Below are 21,379 nucleotides of genomic sequence, written 5' to 3'. Positions count from 1 at the left end.
AGAATTCATGCCGATTCAGGTTCTACCGCCGCAGCTTGCGAACCAAATCGCCGCCGGTGAGGTGGTGGAGCGCCCTGCGTCGGTGGTGAAGGAGCTGGTCGAAAACAGTCTTGATGCGGGAGCCACCCGCATCGATATTGATATCGAACGTGGTGGCGCAAAGCTGATTCGCATTCGGGATAACGGGTGCGGTATCAAAAAAGAGGAGCTGGCGCTGGCGCTGGCGCGTCACGCGACCAGTAAAATCGCCTCTCTGGACGACCTGGAAGCGATCATCAGCCTCGGGTTTCGCGGCGAGGCGCTGGCCAGTATCAGCTCGGTTTCCCGTTTAACGCTAACCTCCCGTACGGCCGAACAGCAGGAAGCCTGGCAGGCCTATGCCGAAGGGCGCGATATGGACGTCACGATTAAACCTGCGGCGCATCCTGTTGGCACGACGCTCGAAGTATTGGATCTCTTCTACAACACTCCCGCCCGCCGTAAGTTTATGCGCACCGAGAAGACCGAATTCGGTCATATCGATGAGATTATCCGCCGTATCGCGCTGGCGCGTTTCGATGTCACCATCAACCTCAGCCACAACGGCAAGGTGATGCGCCAGTACCGCGCAGTAGCGGAGGGCGGGCAGAAAGAGCGTCGTCTGGGGGCAATCTGCGGCACGCCGTTTCTGGAACAGGCGCTGGCCATTGAATGGCAGCACGGTGATTTGGCCTTACGCGGTTGGGTTGCCGACCCGAACGCCAGCAGCGCCGCCTTCGCGGAGATCCAGTATTGCTACGTAAACGGCCGCATGATGCGCGACCGTCTGATCAACCACGCCATTCGTCAGGCCTGTGAAGATAAGCTCGGCGCGGATCAGCAGCCTGCGTTTGTGCTTTATCTGGAAATCGACCCGCATCAGGTTGATGTTAACGTCCATCCTGCCAAGCATGAAGTTCGGTTCCATCAGTCGCGGCTGGTGCACGATTTCATCTATCAGGGCGTGCTGAGCGTTTTGCAGCAGCAGGTTGAACCCACGCTGCCGCTGGAAAAAGAAGAGCCCGCTCCGCGTCCAATACCGGAAAACCGTGTTGCGGCGGGGCGTAACCATTTTGCCGAGCCCGCTGTCGCGCGTGAACCGGAAGCGCCACGTTTCTCGTCGGCAGGAAGCGCGCCGCGACCCACCGGTGCGAACTATCCCAACGCTCAGCCCGGCTATCAAAAGCAGCAGGGGGCGTTGTACCGTAAACTGCTGGAAACCCCCGCAGTCACGCGTAAAGAGCACAGTGAGGTACAAGCGCCTTCGCTGGAAGGGCATAGTCAGAGCTTTGGCCGGGTGCTGACGATTATTGCGCCGGATATGGTGTTACTCGAACGCGAGGGCAAGCTCATGCTCCTGGCCCTGCCGGTTGCTGAACGCTGGCTAAAACAGGTGCAACTGACCCCAGGAGAAAACGCGGCTTGTGCGCAACCGCTTTTGATCCCGGTTCGACTAAAAATATCCACTGAAGAAACAAGGGTACTGCAGCGCGCAGAGGCCCAACTGGCGCAGATGGGGATTGAAATGGTACTGGAATCACAGCATGTGACAATTCGCGCAGTGCCTTTACCCTTACGCCAACAAAATTTACAAAACTTGATTCCTGAACTGATAGGCTACCTGGCGCAACAAACAATGTTTGATGCCGCCAACACCGCGCAGTGGATCGCCCGCCATTTGGCCAGCGAACATACACCGTGGAGTATGGCGCAGGCGATTAGCGTGCTGGCAGAGGTGGAACGCCTTTGCCCGCATCTGGTGAAAGCACCGCCGGGTGGATTATTACAACCTGTTGATTTACAAACGGCGATGACTGCCCTTAAAGATGATTGATGTCAGTAAGGCGAGCCTGCCTAAGGCGATTTTTTTGATGGGCCCTACGGCCTCCGGCAAAACGGCGTTAGCCATTGAGCTACGTAAAGTTTTGCCCGTAGAGTTGATTAGTGTCGATTCTGCCCTCATCTACCGAGGAATGGACATTGGTACGGCGAAGCCCGACGCAGCCGAACTGCGCGCGGCTCCGCATCGTTTGCTGGACATTCTCGACCCGGCGCAGGCCTACTCCGCAGCGGATTTTCGCCGCGATGCCTTAGCCGAGATGGCCGAGATAACGGCGGCGGGACGTATACCGCTGTTGGTTGGCGGCACCATGCTCTATTTCAAGGCGTTGCTGGAGGGGCTCTCTCCTCTGCCATCGGCGGACCCTGAGATAAGAGCAAAAATTGAACAGCAGGCGGCAGAGCAGGGATGGGACGTTTTGCATCAGCAACTGGCAGAGATTGACCCGGTTGCCGCAGCACGGATCCATCCAAATGATCCGCAAAGGCTTTCCCGGGCACTGGAAGTTTTTTTCATTTCGGGTAAAACTTTAACGGAACTGACGCAAACGTCAGGAGACGCTCTGCCGTATCAGGTGCATCAGTTCGCTATCGCCCCGGCGAGCCGTGAACTGCTCCATCAACGAATTGAGCAGCGTTTTCATCAGATGTTGGCTTCAGATTTTGAAGCAGAAGTGCGGGCGTTATTTGCCCGTGGAGATTTGCATACGGACATGCCTTCCGTTCGTTGTGTGGGATACCGCCAGATGTGGTCATATCTTGAAGGCGAGATTTCATATGATGAAATGGTTTATAGAGGTGTTTGCGCCACGAGACAGTTAGCGAAGCGCCAGATCACCTGGTTGCGCGGTTGGGAAGGGGTTCACTGGTTAGACAGCGAAAAACCGCAACAGGCGCTAAACGAAGTGATTGAGGTTATTGGTGATATCGCTCACTGAATGTGTACAATTGAGACGTATCGTGCGCAATTTTTCAGAATCGCAAGGTTCTAAGTACAAAACAAGCATATAAGGAAAAGATAGAATGGCTAAGGGGCAATCTTTACAAGATCCGTTCCTGAACGCATTGCGTCGGGAACGTGTTCCAGTTTCTATTTATTTGGTGAATGGTATTAAGCTGCAAGGTCAGATTGAGTCTTTCGATCAGTTCGTGATCCTGTTGAAAAACACGGTCAGCCAGATGGTCTACAAGCACGCTATTTCTACTGTTGTTCCGTCCCGTCCGGTATCTCATCACAGCAATAACGCTGGCGGCGGCACTGGTAGTAACTACCATCATGGCAGCAACGCGCAGGGTTCTTCTGCTCCTGCGCAGGACAGCGACGAGACCGAATAAGGTTTCGCACTGTTATCCACACGGGGAGCCAGGGATCCTGCGTTCCCCGCTGATATTTTTAGAGGGTTTTACGCTTGTTTGACCGTTATGATGCCGGTGAGCAGGCGGTGCTGGTACACATCTATTTTTCGCAAGACAAAGATATGGAAGACCTCCAGGAGTTTGAATCTCTGGTCTCTTCCGCCGGTGTCGAAGCAATGCAGGTGATTACCGGTAGCCGTAAAGCGCCGCACCCAAAGTATTTTGTTGGTGAAGGTAAAGCAGTAGAAATTGCGGATGCCGTAAAAGCAACCGGTGCGTCAGTCGTGTTGTTTGATCATGCGCTGTCTCCGGCTCAGGAGCGTAACCTGGAAGCGCTTTGCGAATGCCGTGTTATCGATCGCACGGGGTTGATTTTAGATATTTTTGCTCAGCGTGCACGTACCCACGAGGGTAAGCTGCAGGTTGAGCTGGCGCAGTTGCGCCATCTGGCCACGCGTCTTGTACGTGGCTGGACCCACCTTGAACGACAAAAAGGCGGGATTGGTTTGCGCGGTCCGGGTGAAACCCAGCTCGAAACCGACCGCCGTTTGCTGCGCGGCCGTATTACTCAGATCCTCTCTCGTCTGGAAAGAGTCGAGAAACAGCGTGAGCAGGGACGTCGGGCGCGTACGAAAGCCGACATCCCGACGGTGTCGCTGGTGGGGTATACCAACGCCGGTAAATCCACCCTGTTTAACCAGATTACCGAGGCCCAGGTCTATGCCGCAGACCAGCTGTTTGCGACCCTGGACCCGACGTTGCGTCGTATCGACGTGGCGGATGTGGGTGAAACCGTGCTGGCGGATACCGTAGGGTTTATTCGCCACCTTCCGCATGATCTGGTGGCCGCGTTTAAAGCCACCCTGCAGGAGACGCGTCAGGCGACCCTGCTGCTGCACGTGATTGATGCTGCAGATGTCCGCGTGCAGGAAAACATCGACGCGGTGAATGTGGTGCTCGAAGAGATCGAGGCCCACGAGATCCCAACGCTGTTGGTGATGAACAAGATCGACATGCTGGATGATTTTGAGCCGCGTATCGATCGTGATGAAGAGAACAAACCAATTCGGGTCTGGCTTTCCGCCCAGACCGGTATTGGCGTGCCACTGCTTTTCCAGGCTTTGACAGAACGTCTTTCCGGTGAGGTAGCCCAGCACACGCTGCGACTGCCACCACAGGAAGGCAGGCTGCGCAGCCGGTTTTATCAGCTTCAGGCGATAGAAAAAGAGTGGATGGAGGATGACGGCAGCGTGGGGATGCAGGTGCGTATGCCGATCGTTGACTGGCGTCGCCTCTGTAAACAAGAACCTGCGCTGGTCGACTATATCGTCTGATCGGAAAGGGGATGCCTGAATAATTCGCCCTTGCATAACAAATATGGAGCATATACATGGCGTGGAATCAGCCCGGTAATAACGGACAGGACCGCGACCCGTGGGGAAGCAGCAATAATCAAGGCGGCAACTCTGGGGGAAATGGCAACAAAGGTGGTCGCGATCAGGGGCCGCCGGATCTGGATGATATCTTCCGCAAGCTAAGCAAGAAGCTTGGTGGGCTTGGTGGAGGAAAAGGGTCTGGCTCGGGTGGCAATTCTACCCAGGGTCCGCGCCCGCAAATGGGTGGTCGCATCGTGGGCATTGTGGCCGCTGCCGTGGTCATCATCTGGGCTGCCAGCGGGTTCTACACCATTAAAGAAGCCGAGCGCGGCGTGGTCACCCGTTTTGGTAAGTTCAGCCATCTGGTTGAGCCGGGCCTGAACTGGAAACCGACCTTCATTGACGACGTCACTGCTGTGAACGTGGAGTCGGTGCGTGAGCTGGCCGCTTCCGGCGTGATGCTGACCTCTGATGAGAACGTAGTGCGCGTTGAGATGAACGTGCAATATCGTGTTACGGACCCAGAACGTTATCTGTTTAGCGTGACCAGTGCCGATGACAGCCTGCGTCAGGCGACCGACAGCGCCTTGCGTGGCGTGATCGGTAAATACACCATGGACCGCATTCTGACTGAAGGTCGTACCGTTATTCGTAGCGATACCCAGCGTGAGCTGGAAGAGACCATTCGTCCGTACAACATGGGTATCACCCTGCTGGACGTCAACTTCCAGGCTGCTCGTCCGCCGGAAGAGGTGAAAGCCGCGTTTGATGACGCGATTGCCGCGCGTGAGAACGAACAGCAGTACATCCGTGAAGCGGAAGCGTACGCCAACGAAGTTCAGCCACGTGCTAACGGTCAGGCGCAGCGTATTCTTGAAGAAGCACGCGCGTATAAGACCCAGACCATCCTGGAAGCGCAGGGTGAGGTGGCTCGTTTCGCGAAAATCCTGCCGGAATATAAAGCGGCTCCGGAAATTACCCGCGAGCGTCTCTATATCGAAACCATGGAAAAAGTGCTGAGCCATACACGTAAAGTGCTGGTTAACGACAGCAAAGGTGGAAACCTGATGGTACTGCCGCTGGATCAGATGCTGAAAGGCGGTTCTGCACCGGCAGCAAAAGATAACAGCGGTGCGAATAACCTGCTGCGTCTGCCACCTGCATCGTCCGGTAGCTCCAGCGCAACAACCACGCCTTCTTCGAACGATGGTGACATTATGGACCAACGCCGTGCTAACGCGCAGCGTAACGACTACCAGCGTCAGGGGGAATAAGGATGCGTAAGTCAGTTATTGCGATCATCGTCATCGTACTGGTCGTACTTTATACCTCTATCTTTGTGGTGAAAGAGGGCGAGCGCGGGATTAAGTTCCAGTTCAGCAGCGTCGTCCGTGACAGTGACAAGCGTCCGGTGATTTATGAGCCGGGTCTGCACTTCAAGGTTCCTTTTATCCAGTCAGTGAAGACGCTTGATGCGCGTATCCAGACCATGGATAACCAGGCCGACCGTTTCGTGACCAAAGAGAAGAAAGACCTGATCGTTGACTCTTATATCAAGTGGCGTATCAGTGATTTCAGCCGTTACTTCCTGGCAACGGGCGGCGGTGATGTTTCTCAGGCGGAAGTGCTGTTGAAACGTAAATTCTCTGACCGTCTGCGTTCTGAGATTGGTCGTCTGGATGTGAAAGACATCGTAACCGACTCTCGTGGTCGTCTGACGCTGGAAGTGCGCGATGCGCTGAACTCCGGCACCGCGGGTACGGAAGACGAAGTTGAAACGCCAGCAGCGGACGATGCAATTGCTAAAGCTGCGGAACGTGTTCAGGCTGAAACCAATGGTAAAGTGCCTGTAATCAACCCGAACAGTATGGCGGCGCTGGGTATCGAAGTGGTGGATGTGCGTATTAAGCAGATCAACCTGCCGGCTGAAGTGTCTGAGGCGATCTACAACCGTATGCGCGCCGAGCGTGAAGCGGTAGCCCGTCGTCACCGTTCACAGGGTCAGGAAGAAGCGGAAAAACTGCGTGCAGCCGCGGACTACGAAGTGACCAAGACGCTGGCGGAATCTGAGCGTCAGGGCCGTATCCTGCGTGGTGAAGGTGATGCGGAAGCCGCGAAGCTGTTTGCCGATGCGTTTAGCCAGGATCCAGACTTCTACGCCTTTATCCGTAGCCTGCGTGCTTACGAGAATAGCTTCAAGAGCAACCAGGATGTGATGGTGCTCAGCCCGGACAGCGATTTCTTCCGTTATATGAAGACGCCGACTAACGCAACGCGATAAACTCAGTCTCGTTTGAGTATTCAAACCACCGCTCTTAACGGAGCGGTGGTTTTCTTTTATAAGGATTAAAAATGAATTCAACGATCTGGCTGGCACTGGCGCTAGTTTTGGTCCTGGAAGGCCTGGGCCCGATGCTCTATCCGCGCGCCTGGCGTCGCATGATCGCCACCCTGAGCCAGTTGCCGGATAATATTTTGCGCCGATTCGGCGGCGGTCTTGTGGTTGCTGGCATTGTTATCTACTACATGTTGAGGAAAACGATTGGCTGATCAAAAAGTGATCGGTTTCGGCATATTTTGGGGTCAAAAAGTGCTGTATATCTGAAAAAGCGATGGTAGAATCCATTTTTAAGCAAACGGTGATTTTGAAAAAAATGGGTAACAACGTCGTCGTACTGGGCACCCAATGGGGTGACGAAGGTAAAGGGAAGATTGTTGATCTTCTGACTGAACGGGCTAAATATGTTGTACGCTACCAGGGCGGTCACAACGCAGGCCATACTCTCGTAATCAACGGTGAAAAAACCGTCCTCCATCTTATTCCATCAGGCATTCTCCGCGAAAACGTCACCAGCATCATCGGTAACGGCGTAGTGCTGTCTCCGGCTGCGCTGATGAAAGAGATGAAAGGTCTGGAAGACCGTGGTATCCCGGTTCGCGAGCGTCTGCTGCTCTCCGAAGCCTGCCCGCTGATCCTTGATTATCACGTGGCGCTGGACGTTGCGCGTGAAAAAGCGCGTGGCGCGAAAGCGATCGGCACTACCGGTCGTGGTATCGGCCCGGCTTATGAAGACAAAGTGGCTCGTCGCGGTCTGCGCGTGGGCGACCTGTTCGATAAAGCCACCTTCGCTGAAAAACTGAAAGAAGTGATGGAATATCACAACTTCCAGCTGGTGAACTTCTACAAAGCAGACGCTGTTGACTACCAGAAAGTGCTGGATGATGTCATGGCGATTGCAGACATTCTGACCGGCATGGTAGTTGATGTGTCCGATCTGCTGGACCAGGCGCGCAAGCGTGGCGATTTCGTCATGTTCGAAGGTGCGCAGGGTACGCTGCTGGATATCGACCACGGTACCTATCCGTACGTAACCTCCTCTAACACCACCGCAGGTGGCGTGGCGACCGGCTCTGGCCTGGGTCCACGTTATGTGGATTACGTTCTGGGCATCATCAAAGCGTACTCCACTCGCGTGGGTGCGGGTCCATTCCCGACCGAGCTGTTTGATGAAACCGGCGAGTTCCTGTGCAAGCAAGGTAACGAGTTTGGCGCGACCACCGGTCGTCGTCGTCGTACCGGCTGGCTGGATGCAGTGGCTGTGCGTCGTGCAGTGCAGATCAACTCCCTGTCTGGCTTCTGCCTGACCAAACTGGACGTCCTGGACGGCCTGAAAGAGGTGAAAATCTGCGTCGGCTACCGCATGCCAGATGGCCGTGAAGTGACCACCACTCCGCTGGCTGCTGACGACTGGGAAGGTATCGAGCCAATCTACGAAACCATGCCAGGCTGGTCTGAGACCACTTTCGGTGTGAAAGAGCGTAGCGGCCTGCCACAGGCAGCGCTGGATTACATGAAGCGCATTGAAGAACTGACCGAAGTGCCGATCGACATTATCTCTACCGGCCCGGATCGTACTGAAACGATGATCCTGCGCGACCCGTTCGACGCATAATCTTCGTGACTGCTGGCCTGCGGGGAAACCCGTAGGCCGGATAAGCGTAGCGCCATCCGGCGACCGCTCCTGGATATCCGCTTTTTCGCCCCGTCTGTCAAATAAATTAGCCCCTAACTATCTGGCTGGTTTATCATCATTAATGAATATCTCTGCGGTTTTACCGCGTTTTCCCTTTTTTCCTGAGGTTGATGTGCAGTTAACAAGTTTCACCGATTACGGCTTACGCGCGCTAATCTACATGGCGTCGTTACCCGATGGGAAAATGACCAGTATCTCTGAAGTGACAGAGGTCTACGGCGTGTCCCGTAATCATATGGTCAAAATAATCAATCAACTTAGTCGTGCCGGATACGTTGCTGCCGTCCGCGGGAAAAATGGTGGGATCCGTCTCGGTAAACCGGCGCAAAGTATTCGTATTGGGGATGTGGTGCGTGAACTGGAGCCTTTGTCTCTGGTGAACTGCAGCAGTGAGTTCTGCCACATTACACCCGCTTGTCGCCTGAAACAGGCGCTTTCTCTGGCCGTGCAAAGTTTTCTTAAGGAACTGGATAACTACACGCTGGCCAATTTGGTTGAAGAGAATCAACCGCTTTATAAATTATTGCTGGTGGAATGAAGAAAATTTCCACCGGAGCTGACAACGGAGGAACCGATATGTCACATGATCCTTTCCAGGAACGCGAAGCTGAAAAATACGCGAATCCTATCCCCAGCCGCGAGTTCATCATTGAACACTTAACAAAACGCGAAAAACCCGCCAATCGTGAAGAACTTGCTGTTGAATTAAACATTGAAGGTGAAGAGCAAACTGAAGCCCTTCGCCGCCGCCTGCGCGCCATGGAGCGCGACGGGCAACTGGTCTTTACCCGTCGCCAGTGCTATGCGCTGCCAGAACGCCTCGACCTGTTGAAAGGGACCGTCATTGGTCACCGCGACGGTTACGGTTTTTTGCGCGTAGAGGGCCGCAAAGACGACCTCTACCTCTCATCCGAACAGATGAAAATGTGTATTCACGGCGACCAGATCCTGGCGCAGCCGCTGGGTGCCGATCGTAAAGGCCGTCGCGAAGCACGCGTGGTTCGCGTGCTGGTGCCAAAAACCAGCCAGATCGTTGGCCGCTACTTTACCGATGCCGGTGTAGGCTTTGTGGTACCGGATGACAGCCGTCTGAGCTTCGATATCCTGATCCCGCCTGAAGAGGTGATGGGCGCGCGCATGGGCTTTGTGGTAGTAGTGGAGCTTACCCAACGTCCAACGCGTCGCACCAAAGCGGTAGGTAAAATCGTCGAAGTGCTGGGCGATAACATGGGTACCGGCATGGCTGTTGATATGGCCCTGCGTACACATGAGATCCCCTACATCTGGCCAAAAGCGGTTGAAGAGCAGATTGTGGGTCTGAAGGAAGAGGTTCCGGAAGAGTCCAAAGCGGGACGCGTGGATCTCCGCAGTTTGCCGCTGGTCACCATTGATGGTGAAGATGCCCGCGACTTCGATGACGCCGTATACTGCGAGAAAAAACGCGGTGGCGGCTGGCGTCTGTGGGTTGCTATCGCCGACGTGAGCTATTACGTTCGTCCCCATACGCCGCTCGATAACGAAGCGCGCAGCCGTGGTACGTCGGTTTACTTCCCGTCTCAGGTGGTACCGATGCTGCCGGAAGTGCTTTCCAACGGCCTCTGTTCCCTGAACCCGCAGGTTGATCGCCTGTGTATGGTTTGCGAGATGACCATCTCCAGTAAAGGTCGCTTAACCGGTTATAAATTCTACGAAGCGGTAATGAGCTCCCATGCGCGTCTGACCTACACCAAGGTCTGGCATATGCTGCAGGGCGATCAGGATCTGCGTGAACAGTATGCGCCGCTGGTGAAGCACATCGAAGAGTTGCATAACCTCTACAAAACGCTGGATCAGGCGCGCGAAGAGCGTGGCGGGATCTCGTTTGAGAGCGAAGAGGCGAAGTTCATTTTCAACGCTGAACGCCGCATTGAGCGTATTGAACAGACCCAGCGTAACGATGCGCATAAGCTGATCGAAGAGTGTATGATCCTGGCGAACATCTCGGCGGCCCGTTTTGTCGAGAAAGCTAAAGAGCCGGCGCTGTTCCGTATCCACGATAAACCGTCGACGGAAGCCATTACCGCGTTCCGCTCCGTACTGGCTGAACTCGGTCTGGAGCTGCCTGGCGGTAACAAGCCAGAGCCGCGCGATTATGCTGAGCTGCTGGAATCCATTGGCGATCGTCCGGATGCAGAAATGCTGCAGACCATGCTGCTGCGCTCCATGAAGCAGGCGATTTACGACCCGGAAAACCGTGGTCACTTCGGTCTGGCGCTGCAGTCTTACGCGCACTTTACATCGCCGATCCGCCGTTATCCGGACCTGTCTTTGCACCGTGCGATCAAGTATCTGCTGGCGCAGGAGCAGGGCCATAAAGGGAACACGACTGAAACCGGCGGGTACCACTATTCAATGGAAGAGATGCTGCAGCTTGGCCAGCACTGTTCCATGACCGAACGCCGTGCCGATGAAGCGACGCGCGAAGTCTCTGACTGGCTGAAATGCGACTTTATGCTGGATCAGGTCGGTAACATTTTCAAAGGTGTTATCGCCAGCGTGACCGGGTTTGGTTTCTTTGTTCGCCTTGACGAGCTGTTTATCGACGGTCTGGTGCATGTCTCCAGCCTCGATAATGACTATTACCGTTTCGACCAGGTTGGACAACGTCTGATTGGTGAATCGGGTGGACAGACCTATCGCCTTGGCGATCGGGTGGAGGTCAAAGTCGAAGCCGTCAACATGGACGAGCGTAAGATTGACTTCAGTCTGATCTCCAGCGAGCGCGCGCCACGTAACGTAGGTAAAACCGCGCGTGAGAAGGCGAAAAAAGGCGGTAACGGCAACGCGAGCGGCAAACGTCGTCAGGCGGGTAAGAAAGTGAACTTCGAGCCAGACAGCGCCTTCCGCGGTGAGAAAAAGCAGAAGCCAAAAGCGGCGAAGAAAGAGGCTCGCAAGGCGAAAAAGCCGTCCGCGAAAACGCAGAAAATTGCTGCTGCGACCAAAGCGAAGCGCGCAGCGAAGAAACAGCAGGCGGAGTAAATTCTCCCCTCACCCTGACCCTCTCCCCACTGGGGAGAGGGGGAAATACCTATTATGAGAATCATCAATGAGTGAAATGATTTACGGCATCCACGCGGTGCAGGCCCTGCTGGAGCGCGCACCGGAGCGTTTTCAGGAAGTGTTCATTCTGAAAGGGCGTGAAGACAAACGTCTGATGCCGCTGATCCACGCACTGGAAGCGCAGGGCGTGGTGATCCAGCTGGCCAACCGCCAGTTCCTGGATGAGAAAAGTGAAGGCGCGGTTCACCAGGGGATTATTGCCCGCGTGAAGCCAGGCCGTCAGTATCAGGAAAACGATCTGCCGGATTTGATCGCTGCACTGGATAACCCGTTCTTCCTGATCCTTGATGGCGTAACCGATCCGCACAACCTCGGCGCGTGCCTGCGCAGCGCCGATGCGGCGGGCGTGCACGCGGTGATCGTACCGAAAGATCGTTCTGCACAACTGAACGCAACGGCGAAGAAAGTGGCCTGCGGTGCAGCGGAAAGCGTTCCGCTGATCCGCGTCACCAACCTGGCGCGCACCATGCGTATGCTGCAGGAAGAGAATATCTGGATCGTCGGTACCGCCGGTGAAGCGGATCATACTCTGTATCAGAGCAAAATGACCGGCCGTCTGGCGCTGGTAATGGGTGCGGAAGGTGAAGGCATGCGTCGCCTGACGCGTGAGCACTGCGACGAGCTGATCAGCATCCCGATGGCGGGCAGCGTGTCGTCCCTGAACGTTTCTGTTGCAACGGGTATTTGCCTGTTTGAAGCGGTACGTCAGCGCGGCGAATAAACAGCAAGGCCGTCCTGTGGACGGCCTTTTGTGTTTTATCTCTCTCCCGGTGGGTGAGGGCACCAGACGGTGACAACCTTACTCCTCTAACGCCCGCAAATGGTCATCCTTCCTGAGCGTCATCAGCGCCACAATACTCACGACCGCCGTCGCCATCACGTAATATGCCGGAATGTCGAGGTTTCCCGTCTCCTTAATCAACCCGGTAATAATAAGCCCCGCACACCCCGAGAAAATGGCATTCGACAAGGAATACGCCAGACCAAGCCCGGTATAGCGTACACGCGTCGGGAACATCTCTGAGAGCATTGCCGGCCCTGGACCTGCCAGCATGCCCACCAGACCGCCAGCTATCAATACCACGATCGCTTTTACCGCGAGGGTACTGGACTCCGCCTGCAGAATTTTCAGCAGCGGCAGGGCGAGGATCAGCAGTAACGCGGTGGCGATAATCATCACCGTGCGGCGGCCAATCCTGTCGCTCAGGATCCCCGACGGAATAATGGTGAGCGCAAAGCCGACATTCGAAATCACGGCTATCAACAGTGCCTGGTTAAATCCGGTGTGCAGTGCCGATTGCAGATAGGTTGGCATAATCACCAGATAGGTATATCCCGCCGCCGACCAGACCATCACCCGGCCAATTCCCATCACGATCGCTTTAATTGTGGCGACGGTACTGGCCTGCGCGATCAGCGGTTTTTCCTGCTGCTGCACGAAGCTCGGCGTCTCTTCCATACTCACCCGCAACCAGAGCGCCACCACCCCCATAGGCAGGGCCAGGAAAAATGGGATACGCCAGCCCCAGTCATGCAGGGCTTCCGGTGTCAGTAAGGCAGAAAGCAAGGCGACAATACCCGCGCCCGCTAATAGCCCCAGCGCCACCGTGAACGATTGCCATGCGCCATACAGACCACGTTTACCGCGTGGTGCAAATTCCGTCATCAAGGAAACCGCACCACCGTACTCACCCCCCGCGAACAATCCCTGCAGGATGCGCAGCAACGTAACGATCAGCGGCGCAGCGATACCGATGCTGGCATAGACTGGCACAACACCGATGGCGGCGGTGGCGAGCGTCATCAGCACCAGCACAATAATCAGCGTCGGTTTGCGGCCAATCCGGTCACCGATGCGGCCAAACACCACCGCCCCCAGTGGGCGGAAAAAGAAAGCGATGGCAAATGAGGCATAGGTGAGGATCAGGCTGGTCAGCCCCGACTCGCCTTCAAGCTGGAAGAAGTTTTTCGCAATCACGGTGGCCAGAAAGCCGTAGACCGCAAACTCATACCACTCGATGAAATTACCAATGGAGCCTGCAATTAACGCACGCTTATGCGCATTCGGTTGCATAACTTTCCTCACTGAAAGGGGTAAGAATAAATTATTCAATAAAAGTGAAGTGATGAAATAGTTTATTCTTATGTTCTGTGAGCTATTTCACGAATGATATCAGCGGGATCGCTACCGTGTGACCTTACTCCCATGCAGCGTGCACAGGGTCTGTCCATACTTATCTTCATTGCCACTGAAGGAGGGAGACAGCATGCACTGGCAAACACATACCGTTTTTAACCAACCCGCACCGCTTTCGAACAGCAACCTTTTTCTCTCTGATTGTGCCCTGCGTGACGCGGTGGCCCGCGAAGGCGCGGAGTGGGATAGCGAACTGCTGGCCAGTATAGGCCAGCAGTTAGGTACGGCGGAGTCGCTGGAGCTTGGCAGGCTGGCGAACGTCAATCCGCCGGAGTTACTTCGCTATGACCCTACCGGTGAGCGGCTGGATGATGTCCGTTTTCACCCCGCCTGGCATCTTCTGATGCAGGGGCTGTGCGCTAACCGGGTGCATAACCTGGCGTGGGAAGAGGAGGCGCGTAAAGGCTCCTTTGTCGCTCGCGCCGCGCGCTTCGTGTTGCATGCTCAGGTTGAGGCCGGAACGCTGTGCCCCGTGACCATGACGTTTGCCGCCACGCCGCTGCTGCAACAGGCGCTCCCTGAACCTTTCCAGAACTGGCTCACGCCGCTACTGAGCGATCGTTATGATCCTCACCTTGCTCCTGGAGCCCAAAAGCGCGGCCTGCTGATCGGCATGGGGATGACGGAAAAACAGGGCGGCTCGGACGTGCTCAGCAACACTACCAAAGCAGAAAAGTGCAGCGACGGCAGCTACCGGCTGGTGGGTCATAAGTGGTTTTTCTCCGTGCCACAAAGCGATGCGCATCTGGTGCTGGCGCAGGCGAAAGGCGGGTTGTCCTGCTTTTTTGTTCCTCGCTTTTTGCCTGACGGGCAGCGCAACGCCGTGCGCCTGGAGCGGCTGAAAGACAAGCTCGGCAACCGCTCTAACGCCAGCAGTGAAGCGGAGTTTCTGGATGCGTCCGGCTGGCTGTTAGGGGAAGAGGGGGAAGGGGTACGACAGATCCTTCGCATGGGCGGGTTAACGCGTTTTGACTGCGCTCTGGGCAGCCATGGGTTGATGCGTCGGGCATTATCCGTGGCGCTGTACCACGCCCATCAGCGGCAGACGTTCGGAAAAAACCTCATCGATCAGCCGCTGATGCGCGACGTCCTGAGCCGCATGGCGCTGGTGCTGGAGGGGCAAACGGCGCTGCTGTTTCGTCTTGCCCGGGCGTGGGATAAACGCGCCGATCCGCAGGAGGCGGCCTGGGCGCGGCTTTTCACACCAGCCGCGAAATTCAGCGTCTGCAAAGCGGGTATCCCGTTTGTGGCAGAGGCGATGGAGGTGTTGGGCGGCATCGGGTACTGTGAGGAGAGTGAACTCCCCCGGCTGTATCGCGAGATGCCGGTGAACAGCATCTGGGAAGGCTCAGGGAACATCATGTGTCTGGATGTTCTGCGCGTTCTGGCGAAGCAGCCGGGTATGTTCGATCTGCTTGCAGAGGATTTTGCGCAGGTGAAAGGTCAGGACAGACACTTCGATCGCAGCTGGCGGCAGCTGCAGCAAAAACTGCGTAAACCGCAGGAGGCGCAGGGGCGGGAGATTGCGCATCAGCTATTCCTGCTGGGCGCCGGAAGCCAGATGCTGCGGCACGCCTCTCCGCCCGTCGCGCAGGCGTGGTGCCGCATGATGCTGGATACCCGTGGCGGCACGCTGATGACAGAGCAGGTTCAAAGCGATCTTCTGCTACGCGCCACGGGCAGGGTAGGCTAGTTTTTAAGCTGGAACAGGCTCACCAGTTGAGTGAGGTGCGACCCTTTCTCGCGCAGTGATTGTGCGGTTTGCTCGCTGCGCGAGACGCGATCGGCGTTGATGTGGGAGGCTTCACCAATATGGGTCATGGCCAGATTCACCTGACGGATCCCCGCCGACTGTTCGCGGGATGCATGGTTAATCTCGGTCACCAGTTGGTTGATGTTATCGATGTGCGCGATGATGGCATCCATCGCCAGACGCGTCTGCTCTGAGAGCGCATGGCCTTCACTCACCTTGTTCAGCGTGTCGCCAATCAGCTGCTCAATCTCTTTCACCGCATTAGCGCTGCGTGCCGCCAGGGCGCGCACTTCCTGCGCGACCACAGCAAACCCTTTTCCGTGTTCGCCGGCGCGTGCTGCTTCAACCGCTGCATTAAGCGCCAGAATGTTAGTCTGGAAAGCAATCGACTCAATCACGCGCGTGATGTCCTCGATGCGCTTTGAGGCGTCGCGAATATCGTCCATGGTGGAGACTGCGTTCGTCACCGTCTCGCCCCCCTGATGCACCGCGCGTGAGGTTTCCCCCACCAGCTGCTGCGTCTGTTCCATATTGGCCGCGTTTTGCTGCACGGTTGCGGCGAGTTGTTCCATACTCGCGGAGGTCTCTTCAACGCTACTGGCCTGTTTGTTGATCTGCTCTGAGATCTCACCGGTATCAGAGGCCAGGGCGTTAGTGCCCAGATGGATCTCGCCTGCGGCCTCGCGTACCTGCAGGACAATCTTTTGCAGACCGCCGCCGATCCCGTTGATGGCGTCGATAAGCTGGCCAACCTCATCCTGGCGGGTAACGGACAGGCTGGCACGCAGATCGCCTGCCGCATATTGTCGGGCAAGGTGAATGACGTTACGCAGCGGACGCGTCAGCATGCGACGAATGATGATGACAAACAGCGCGGCAAACAGGACTGACAGCGCCACGCCTGCCAGCAGGAAGCGATCCCGCATCGTGGTGACGCTTGAAAGCAGGACCGATTTATCCACTTCCCCCACAATGGTCCAGTTCCAGCCTGGCAGCGGCGTATAGGCCATTTTCAGTATGCGACCATCCTCACTTGCGCGTTCCAGCGTGCCCGGGGTATTGTTCAGCAACTGCTGCTGGATGGCGCTGTCCCACTCAGGAAGCTGGCCTTCCCGGTTCGAGTGGAACAGGAACTGTCCGCGCGTTTTACCGTTGCTGCGATCCAGCACGAAGAAGTGTCCGCTGTCACCTAAACGACGATTGAGGATTTTTTCGCGCATCACGTTCCAGGAGTGGGTAATATCCACACCAACAAAAATGATCCCAATGACCTGGCCTTCTGCGTTTTTGAACGGCTGATACTGGGTGATATAGCGCTTGCCGAACAGCAACGCCAGACCGCGATAGACCTCGCCTTTGGTGACGGCCGCATAGGCCGGGCTGGCAGTGTCCAGAATGGTACCCATTGCCCGATCGCCGTTCTCTTTGCGCAGGGAGGTGGCGACACGGACAAAGTCATTACCGCTGCGCACAAACAGGGTCGAGATTGCCCCTGTACGCGTCAGGAAGTCGTCAGAAAGTGCATTGTTTTCATGCAGGCCTGTTTCACCCCCTTTCAGAAGGGGAACGCTAAGCCCGTTAATGGTCTGGAGTTGACTGCTGTCGACGCTCAAAGGCTGCGGTAAAAATGTGGTGAACAGCCGGGTATAGCTCTCGACCTCTTCGCTCAGGCTGGTGTTAAACATCTGTACCATATCAACCATACCGGTGGACTGGTTATGCAGGTCTTCTACCGCAAGGGCTTCAAGCTGCTGGCTGGCTTTATGGCTGAGCAGAAAAGTGAAAAGCAGAAACAGCGTGGCGACACTCACGCCGGTAAGAAGCGATAGCTTTGCGCCCAGACCCGCACGGCGAAAAAAGGTGATCATAAATTGCTCATTATTGAAAAGGTATGGCTTTTCAACGGCAGGACAGAACTAACATTTACTTAAATAATGTAACAAAATGTTATTGAATTGTTTTTAATGGGGTTGAAAGAAGATAAAAAATTTGCAAAAACGAAAAGCCACTAAAAATAAGTGGCTTTTATCGGAGGTGATTAGACGTAGAGAATAGCCTGTACGCGCCAATGATCGCTGCGGTTATCTTCCTGCATCTGAATAATTCGATACCAGGAAGCGCCCTGTTCATCGGCTTTTAGTGCCACGACACGTTCAACATCTTGCGGGCTCCCCGAAATGTTATTGACGGAGATCTGGCCAATTTCATTAAGGCCAGTGACGCAATCAGCACTGGCGAATTCTGCTGACTGTGCAGTCGTGCTCACAAGGCCTACTGAGAGCAACAGAGAGGTCAAAGCAAGAGTTCGTTTCATTGTCAGCTCCATTTCACATTTCTCCGGTATCCGCCGGGCACTCCTTCGCAAATAAACTCACTTCCATTGTCGCGGGCATGGAGTTTATTGTGGACAGGAAAATGTCTATGGACGCAAAGCAGTGTAAATGTCGTTCAAATGAAGATCGTTATTTACGGTACAAAATAGCCTGTGAATACCACTGTCCCGTAATGATGGTTTCATCGATCATAATGATGACGTAGTAATCTGCTTTGGCGGCGGCAGCTTGCGCCTTTATTGACTCCTCTGCGTCATCCGGGGATCCGCGAACCAGCGCGGAGACGGTACCCATTCGTTGTAATCCTTCCGTCTGATTACGACGAATCTCCTGCGGATGGTCGGCGACCGGGGGAGCGGGTTGCGGTGTCCCCTGTAGCGCACTACAGCCACTGAGCAGTAACAGCAACAATAAAGTAGCAAACCTGCGCATAACCATATCTCGTTTCCTGATAGCCATAGTGTAGTTGTCTGCGAATTTAGTTTTGGGGGAATGTTCCCGAAGTGTTATCTGGTACGTATATTTCGAATGAAAATATCGTGAAAGCGTAATCCAGTTCTCAACATTATGAATCATTCATCAGCACAGGGTCGACAATGATTGAAATTGAAACTCGCCGCCTCGGCAATCATGAAATATTACACGCTATCCCTGCGGGAAAAAGTGCACACCCGCTGCCTGTTGTGGTTTTTTATCATGGCTTTACTTCATCGAAGCTGGTGTACAGCTACTTTGCGGTGGCGCTGGCGCAGGCCGGTTTTCGGGTAGTTATGCCGGATGCGCCCGATCACGGTGCACGTTTTACCGGTGATGAACAGGTGCGACTGGGGCAGTTCTGGCAGATTTTGCACGGTAGCCTTACCGAATTTGCCGGGCTGCGCGATGCGCTTTACCAGGCGGGGCTGGTGGCGAATCAACGGCTGGCGGTGGCCGGCGCATCGATGGGGGGAATGACGGCGCTCGGGATCATGGCTCGTCACCCTGAGGTGACCTCCGTGGCGTGCCTGATGGGCTCGGGCTATTTTACGTCATTGTCAAAAACGCTGTTTCCACCGCAAGACGCGACGGAGATTGATGCGTTGCTGGCCGAATGGGAAGTGACCCGGGCGTTACCGCGTCTGGCCGATCGCCCGTTGCTGTTGTGGCATGGTGACGCGGATGATGTGGTGCCCCCTGGCGAAACCTTCCGTCTCCAGCAGGCACTACAGCGCGAAGGGCTGGACGGCAACCTGACCTGCCTGTGGGAAGCGGGGGTTCGCCACCGTATCACGCCAGCGGCGCTGGACGCGACGGTGGACTTTTTCCGCCAGCATCTTTAAACGCGCAGAATTTTGACGCCCTGATCTTCCAGCTTCTGCAGGATCTCTGGATTGGCATGTTTGCCGGTGATCACCATGTCAATCTGTTCGGCGCGGCTGAACAACATGCCAGCTCGCTCGCCGACTTTGCTGCTGTCGACCAGTACGACGAGCTTGCCCACGACGTTAAGCATATTTTGCTCTGCCATCGCGGTTAACATGTCGGTTTTGTAGAGCCCGTCCGCTGTCAGGCCTTTGCCGCTGGTAAACATCCAGTGCCCGGCATAGAGGCTGTTTTCGCTATCCTGGGGACTGAGGGTAATGGACTGGCTCTTATTATACTGGCCGCCCATGATCACCACGCTTTCATGTTCCTGATCGATAAGATAGTTAGCCAGCGGCAGATAGTTGGTGATGATTTGCACCGGTTTACCGCACATCTCGCGGCCCAGCAGAAATGCCGTGGAGCCGCAGTTGATCACCACGCTCTCACCCGGGTTGACCAGCTGTGATGCGGCTCTGGCAATGCGCACTTTTTCATCGTGGTTTTGCGCCTGATGGATGTTCATCGGCGTCCAGCGGGGGCGCTGCTGGCTGATGGCTTCCGCGCCGTTACGGACTTTTTTCAGCTTACCGCTCTCATCCAGCTTGTTGATATCTCGTCGTGCCGTCGCGGGGGAAATCCCTAAACGTTCGATCACTTTCTCGACGGTGATAAACCCTGTTTGCGCCAGGAGTTCCAGTAATATTTGATGCCGTTGCGCTTCCGTCATGAGCTATTCCGATAAGAATTGATTTGAAAAGATGATATTTGAAATAGCGTGAAATTACTAAAATAAATATGAAATCGCCAGACGCAAGGTCTGGCGATGGGGTTTCACAATCAGAGGAATGACTTGAACGGCAGGTCTGGCTCAATGGTGAAGCAATCATCGAAACCGCGTGGGTAGTGATACTCGAGATTGTCTTTGTCCAGCGGCCAGGTGAACTTGCCGCCAACCTGCCAGATAAATGGCTTGAAGCCATACTTCAGACGGTCTTTTTTCATCTCCCACAATACGCGGATTTCCTGCGGATCGGCCTGGAAGTTTGACCAGATATCGTGGTGGAAAGGAATCACCACTTTGGTGTTCAGTGCTTCCGCCATGCGCAGCATATCGGCGCTGGTCATTTTGTCGGTGATGCCGCGTGGGTTCTCGCCGTAGGAGCCCAGCGCCACGTCAATCTGATGCTCGTTACCATGCTTCGCATAGTAGTTGGAGTAGTGAGAATCACCGCTGTGATACAGGGAACCGCCAGGGGTTTTAAACAGATAGTTCACTGCTCGCTCATCCATGCCGTCTGGCAGGACGCCTGCGGCTTTCTGGTCAGCAGGCAGGGTGATCAGCGCGGTGCGGTCAAAGGCGTCCAGCGCATGGATTTCAATGTCTTTAATTTTCACCACGTCGCCTGGCTTCATGACGATGCAGCGCTCTTTCGGCACGCCCCAGCCAATCCAGAGATCCACGCAGGTCTGCGGCCCGATAAACGGCACGTCGTCCGCGCAGTTTTGCATCACCGCTGCCGCCACGTTTACATCGATGTGATCGTTATGATCGTGGGTGGAAAGGACGGCGTCGATCTGGCGAATGGCAAAAGGATCAAGAACAAACGGCGTGGTACGCAGGTTCGGCTGCAATTTTTCTACACCTGCCATGCGCTGCATCTGATGACCTTTTTTCATCAGTGGATTGCCGTGGCTCTGTTTGCCGGTACCGCACCAGAAATCAACGCAAATATTGGCGCCACCCTCGGATTTCAGCCAGATGCCGGTGCAACCCAGCCACCACATTGCAAACGTACCAGGAGCAACCTGTTCCTGCTCAATCTCTTCATTCAGCCAGCTGCCCCATTCCGGGAAGGTGCTCAGAATCCATGATTCACGGGTGATGGTGTTCACTTTACTCATCGTTTTGACTCCTGGTTTAATCAAAAGTAATCATTTGGTGATTTGTTATGATTAATGCTGGCACTCTTTGAATCGGTTTGCAACGAGTAAATTGAGGAAATTTATCTTCGCCATGTCACAGATAATCC

At 55.1% G+C, this 21,379-nt stretch carries 19 protein-coding genes; 13 read left to right on the top strand and 6 right to left on the bottom strand.

The window, feature by feature from the left end:
- Nucleotides 1–7: 7 nt before the first annotated feature.
- The 11 genes from mutL to rlmB all read left to right on the top strand — a co-directional run bounded on the left by mutL (nt 8) and on the right by rlmB (nt 12,443).
- Nucleotides 8–1,852: a DNA mismatch repair endonuclease MutL gene (gene mutL / locus VF709_RS22260; RefSeq protein WP_440232301.1), complete on the top strand. Its 1,845-nt coding sequence runs from the start codon at nt 8–10 to the stop codon at nt 1,850–1,852.
- Nucleotides 1,845–2,795, top strand: a complete 951-nt coding sequence (gene miaA / locus VF709_RS22255) for a tRNA (adenosine(37)-N6)-dimethylallyltransferase MiaA (RefSeq protein ID WP_020688973.1) — start codon at nt 1,845–1,847, stop codon at nt 2,793–2,795. The genes mutL and miaA overlap by 8 nt, the downstream gene beginning before the upstream one ends.
- Before the next feature lie 85 nt (nt 2,796–2,880).
- Nucleotides 2,881–3,192 (top strand): RNA chaperone Hfq, encoded by a 312-nt coding sequence (gene hfq, locus VF709_RS22250; protein ID WP_013095287.1) that lies wholly within the window; start codon nt 2,881–2,883, stop codon nt 3,190–3,192.
- Between the two features lie 74 nt (nt 3,193–3,266).
- Nucleotides 3,267–4,547: a ribosome rescue GTPase HflX gene (gene hflX, locus VF709_RS22245; protein ID WP_013095288.1), complete on the top strand. Its 1,281-nt coding sequence runs from the start codon at nt 3,267–3,269 to the stop codon at nt 4,545–4,547.
- 56 nt (nt 4,548–4,603) lie between these two features.
- Nucleotides 4,604–5,863, top strand: coding sequence for an FtsH protease activity modulator HflK (gene hflK / locus VF709_RS22240; protein WP_013095289.1), 1,260 nt, complete (start codon nt 4,604–4,606; stop codon nt 5,861–5,863).
- A gap of 2 nt (nt 5,864–5,865) precedes the next feature.
- Nucleotides 5,866–6,870: a protease modulator HflC gene (gene hflC / locus VF709_RS22235; RefSeq protein WP_014830383.1), complete on the top strand. Its 1,005-nt coding sequence runs from the start codon at nt 5,866–5,868 to the stop codon at nt 6,868–6,870.
- Between the two features lie 71 nt (nt 6,871–6,941).
- Nucleotides 6,942–7,139, top strand: coding sequence for a DUF2065 domain-containing protein (locus tag VF709_RS22230; protein ID WP_013095291.1), 198 nt, complete (start codon nt 6,942–6,944; stop codon nt 7,137–7,139).
- Between the two features lie 104 nt (nt 7,140–7,243).
- Entirely contained in the window at nt 7,244–8,542 is a 1,299-nt protein-coding gene (locus VF709_RS22225) for an adenylosuccinate synthase (RefSeq protein WP_149896993.1), read from the top strand.
- 193 nt (nt 8,543–8,735) lie between these two features.
- Complete coding sequence (gene nsrR, locus VF709_RS22220; RefSeq protein WP_038420861.1) at nt 8,736–9,161, top strand: nitric oxide-sensing transcriptional repressor NsrR; 426 nt, start codon at nt 8,736–8,738, stop codon at nt 9,159–9,161.
- A gap of 38 nt (nt 9,162–9,199) precedes the next feature.
- On the top strand, nt 9,200–11,641 hold the full coding sequence (rnr, locus tag VF709_RS22215; protein WP_013095293.1) for a ribonuclease R: 2,442 nt from the start codon (nt 9,200–9,202) through the stop codon (nt 11,639–11,641).
- Nucleotides 11,642–11,708: 67 nt separating this feature from the next.
- Nucleotides 11,709–12,443, top strand: coding sequence for a 23S rRNA (guanosine(2251)-2'-O)-methyltransferase RlmB (rlmB, locus tag VF709_RS22210; protein ID WP_038418525.1), 735 nt, complete (start codon nt 11,709–11,711; stop codon nt 12,441–12,443).
- A 78-nt stretch (nt 12,444–12,521) separates the two neighbouring features.
- On the opposite strand, the gene VF709_RS22205 is transcribed toward rlmB, so the two are convergent.
- Nucleotides 12,522–13,796 carry an MFS transporter gene (locus VF709_RS22205; RefSeq protein ID WP_020688968.1) on the bottom strand — a complete coding sequence of 425 codons (1,275 nt, stop codon included), beginning with the start codon at nt 13,794–13,796 and terminating at the stop codon, nt 12,522–12,524.
- A 193-nt stretch (nt 13,797–13,989) separates the two neighbouring features.
- On the opposite strand from VF709_RS22205, the gene VF709_RS22200 reads away from it, so the two are divergent.
- On the top strand, nt 13,990–15,612 hold the full coding sequence (locus VF709_RS22200) for an isovaleryl-CoA dehydrogenase (RefSeq protein ID WP_013095296.1): 1,623 nt from the start codon (nt 13,990–13,992) through the stop codon (nt 15,610–15,612).
- Here the strand turns inward: VF709_RS22200 and VF709_RS22195 are convergent.
- From VF709_RS22195 to bsmA, 3 genes are all read right to left on the bottom strand, one after another.
- A complete protein-coding gene (locus tag VF709_RS22195; RefSeq protein ID WP_038418528.1) occupies nt 15,609–17,540 on the bottom strand; it encodes a methyl-accepting chemotaxis protein in 1,932 nt (643 codons plus the stop codon). The two genes, VF709_RS22200 and VF709_RS22195, sit on opposite strands and share 4 nt — an antisense overlap.
- A 170-nt stretch (nt 17,541–17,710) precedes the next feature.
- Nucleotides 17,711–17,998 carry a DUF1471 family protease activator YjfN gene (yjfN, locus tag VF709_RS22190; protein ID WP_013095298.1) on the bottom strand — a complete coding sequence of 96 codons (288 nt, stop codon included), beginning with the start codon at nt 17,996–17,998 and terminating at the stop codon, nt 17,711–17,713.
- A gap of 136 nt (nt 17,999–18,134) precedes the next feature.
- The gene (gene bsmA / locus VF709_RS22185; RefSeq protein ID WP_071843255.1) at nt 18,135–18,464 is read right to left on the bottom strand and encodes a biofilm peroxide resistance protein BsmA; all 330 of its coding nucleotides are present in this window, start codon (nt 18,462–18,464) and stop codon (nt 18,135–18,137) included.
- A gap of 137 nt (nt 18,465–18,601) precedes the next feature.
- Here bsmA and yjfP point away from each other — a divergent pair, with 137 nt between their 5' ends.
- Nucleotides 18,602–19,324 (top strand): esterase, encoded by a 723-nt coding sequence (yjfP, locus tag VF709_RS22180; RefSeq protein WP_023619720.1) that lies wholly within the window; start codon nt 18,602–18,604, stop codon nt 19,322–19,324.
- On the opposite strand, the gene ulaR is transcribed toward yjfP, so the two are convergent.
- Nucleotides 19,321–20,076 carry an HTH-type transcriptional regulator UlaR gene (gene ulaR / locus VF709_RS22175; RefSeq protein WP_013095301.1) on the bottom strand — a complete coding sequence of 252 codons (756 nt, stop codon included), beginning with the start codon at nt 20,074–20,076 and terminating at the stop codon, nt 19,321–19,323. The genes yjfP and ulaR overlap by 4 nt on opposite strands.
- Nucleotides 20,077–20,186: 110 nt before the next feature.
- Nucleotides 20,187–21,251: an L-ascorbate 6-phosphate lactonase gene (gene ulaG / locus VF709_RS22170; protein ID WP_010427455.1), complete on the bottom strand. Its 1,065-nt coding sequence runs from the start codon at nt 21,249–21,251 to the stop codon at nt 20,187–20,189.
- Nucleotides 21,252–21,379: the final 128 nt, after the last annotated feature.

The sequence above is a fragment of the Enterobacter sp. Lyrl_3 genome (genome assembly GCF_051948675.1).
GTDB lineage: Bacteria > Pseudomonadota > Gammaproteobacteria > Enterobacterales > Enterobacteriaceae > Enterobacter > Enterobacter cloacae.
Note: the sequence above shows the minus strand (reverse complement) of the source record. Positions and strands in the feature narration are given on the sequence as shown.

Coding starts and splice junctions, on each gene's coding strand:
- yjfN (WP_013095298.1), bottom strand. CDS start 17,998: ATGGAGCTGACAATGAAACGAACTCTTGCTTTGACCTCTCTGTTGCTC.
- VF709_RS22225 (WP_149896993.1), top strand. CDS start 7,244: ATGGGTAACAACGTCGTCGTACTGGGCACCCAATGGGGTGACGAAGGT.
- yjfP (WP_023619720.1), top strand. CDS start 18,602: ATGATTGAAATTGAAACTCGCCGCCTCGGCAATCATGAAATATTACAC.
- ulaG (WP_010427455.1), bottom strand. CDS start 21,251: ATGAGTAAAGTGAACACCATCACCCGTGAATCATGGATTCTGAGCACC.
- bsmA (WP_071843255.1), bottom strand. CDS start 18,464: ATGGCTATCAGGAAACGAGATATGGTTATGCGCAGGTTTGCTACTTTA.
- hfq (WP_013095287.1), top strand. CDS start 2,881: ATGGCTAAGGGGCAATCTTTACAAGATCCGTTCCTGAACGCATTGCGT.
- ulaR (WP_013095301.1), bottom strand. CDS start 20,076: ATGACGGAAGCGCAACGGCATCAAATATTACTGGAACTCCTGGCGCAA.
- mutL (WP_440232301.1), top strand. CDS start 8: ATGCCGATTCAGGTTCTACCGCCGCAGCTTGCGAACCAAATCGCCGCC.
- VF709_RS22200 (WP_013095296.1), top strand. CDS start 13,990: ATGCACTGGCAAACACATACCGTTTTTAACCAACCCGCACCGCTTTCG.
- hflK (WP_013095289.1), top strand. CDS start 4,604: ATGGCGTGGAATCAGCCCGGTAATAACGGACAGGACCGCGACCCGTGG.
- VF709_RS22230 (WP_013095291.1), top strand. CDS start 6,942: ATGAATTCAACGATCTGGCTGGCACTGGCGCTAGTTTTGGTCCTGGAA.
- hflC (WP_014830383.1), top strand. CDS start 5,866: ATGCGTAAGTCAGTTATTGCGATCATCGTCATCGTACTGGTCGTACTT.
- miaA (WP_020688973.1), top strand. CDS start 1,845: ATGATTGATGTCAGTAAGGCGAGCCTGCCTAAGGCGATTTTTTTGATG.
- VF709_RS22205 (WP_020688968.1), bottom strand. CDS start 13,796: ATGCAACCGAATGCGCATAAGCGTGCGTTAATTGCAGGCTCCATTGGT.
- rnr (WP_013095293.1), top strand. CDS start 9,200: ATGTCACATGATCCTTTCCAGGAACGCGAAGCTGAAAAATACGCGAAT.
- VF709_RS22195 (WP_038418528.1), bottom strand. CDS start 17,540: ATGATCACCTTTTTTCGCCGTGCGGGTCTGGGCGCAAAGCTATCGCTT.
- rlmB (WP_038418525.1), top strand. CDS start 11,709: ATGAGTGAAATGATTTACGGCATCCACGCGGTGCAGGCCCTGCTGGAG.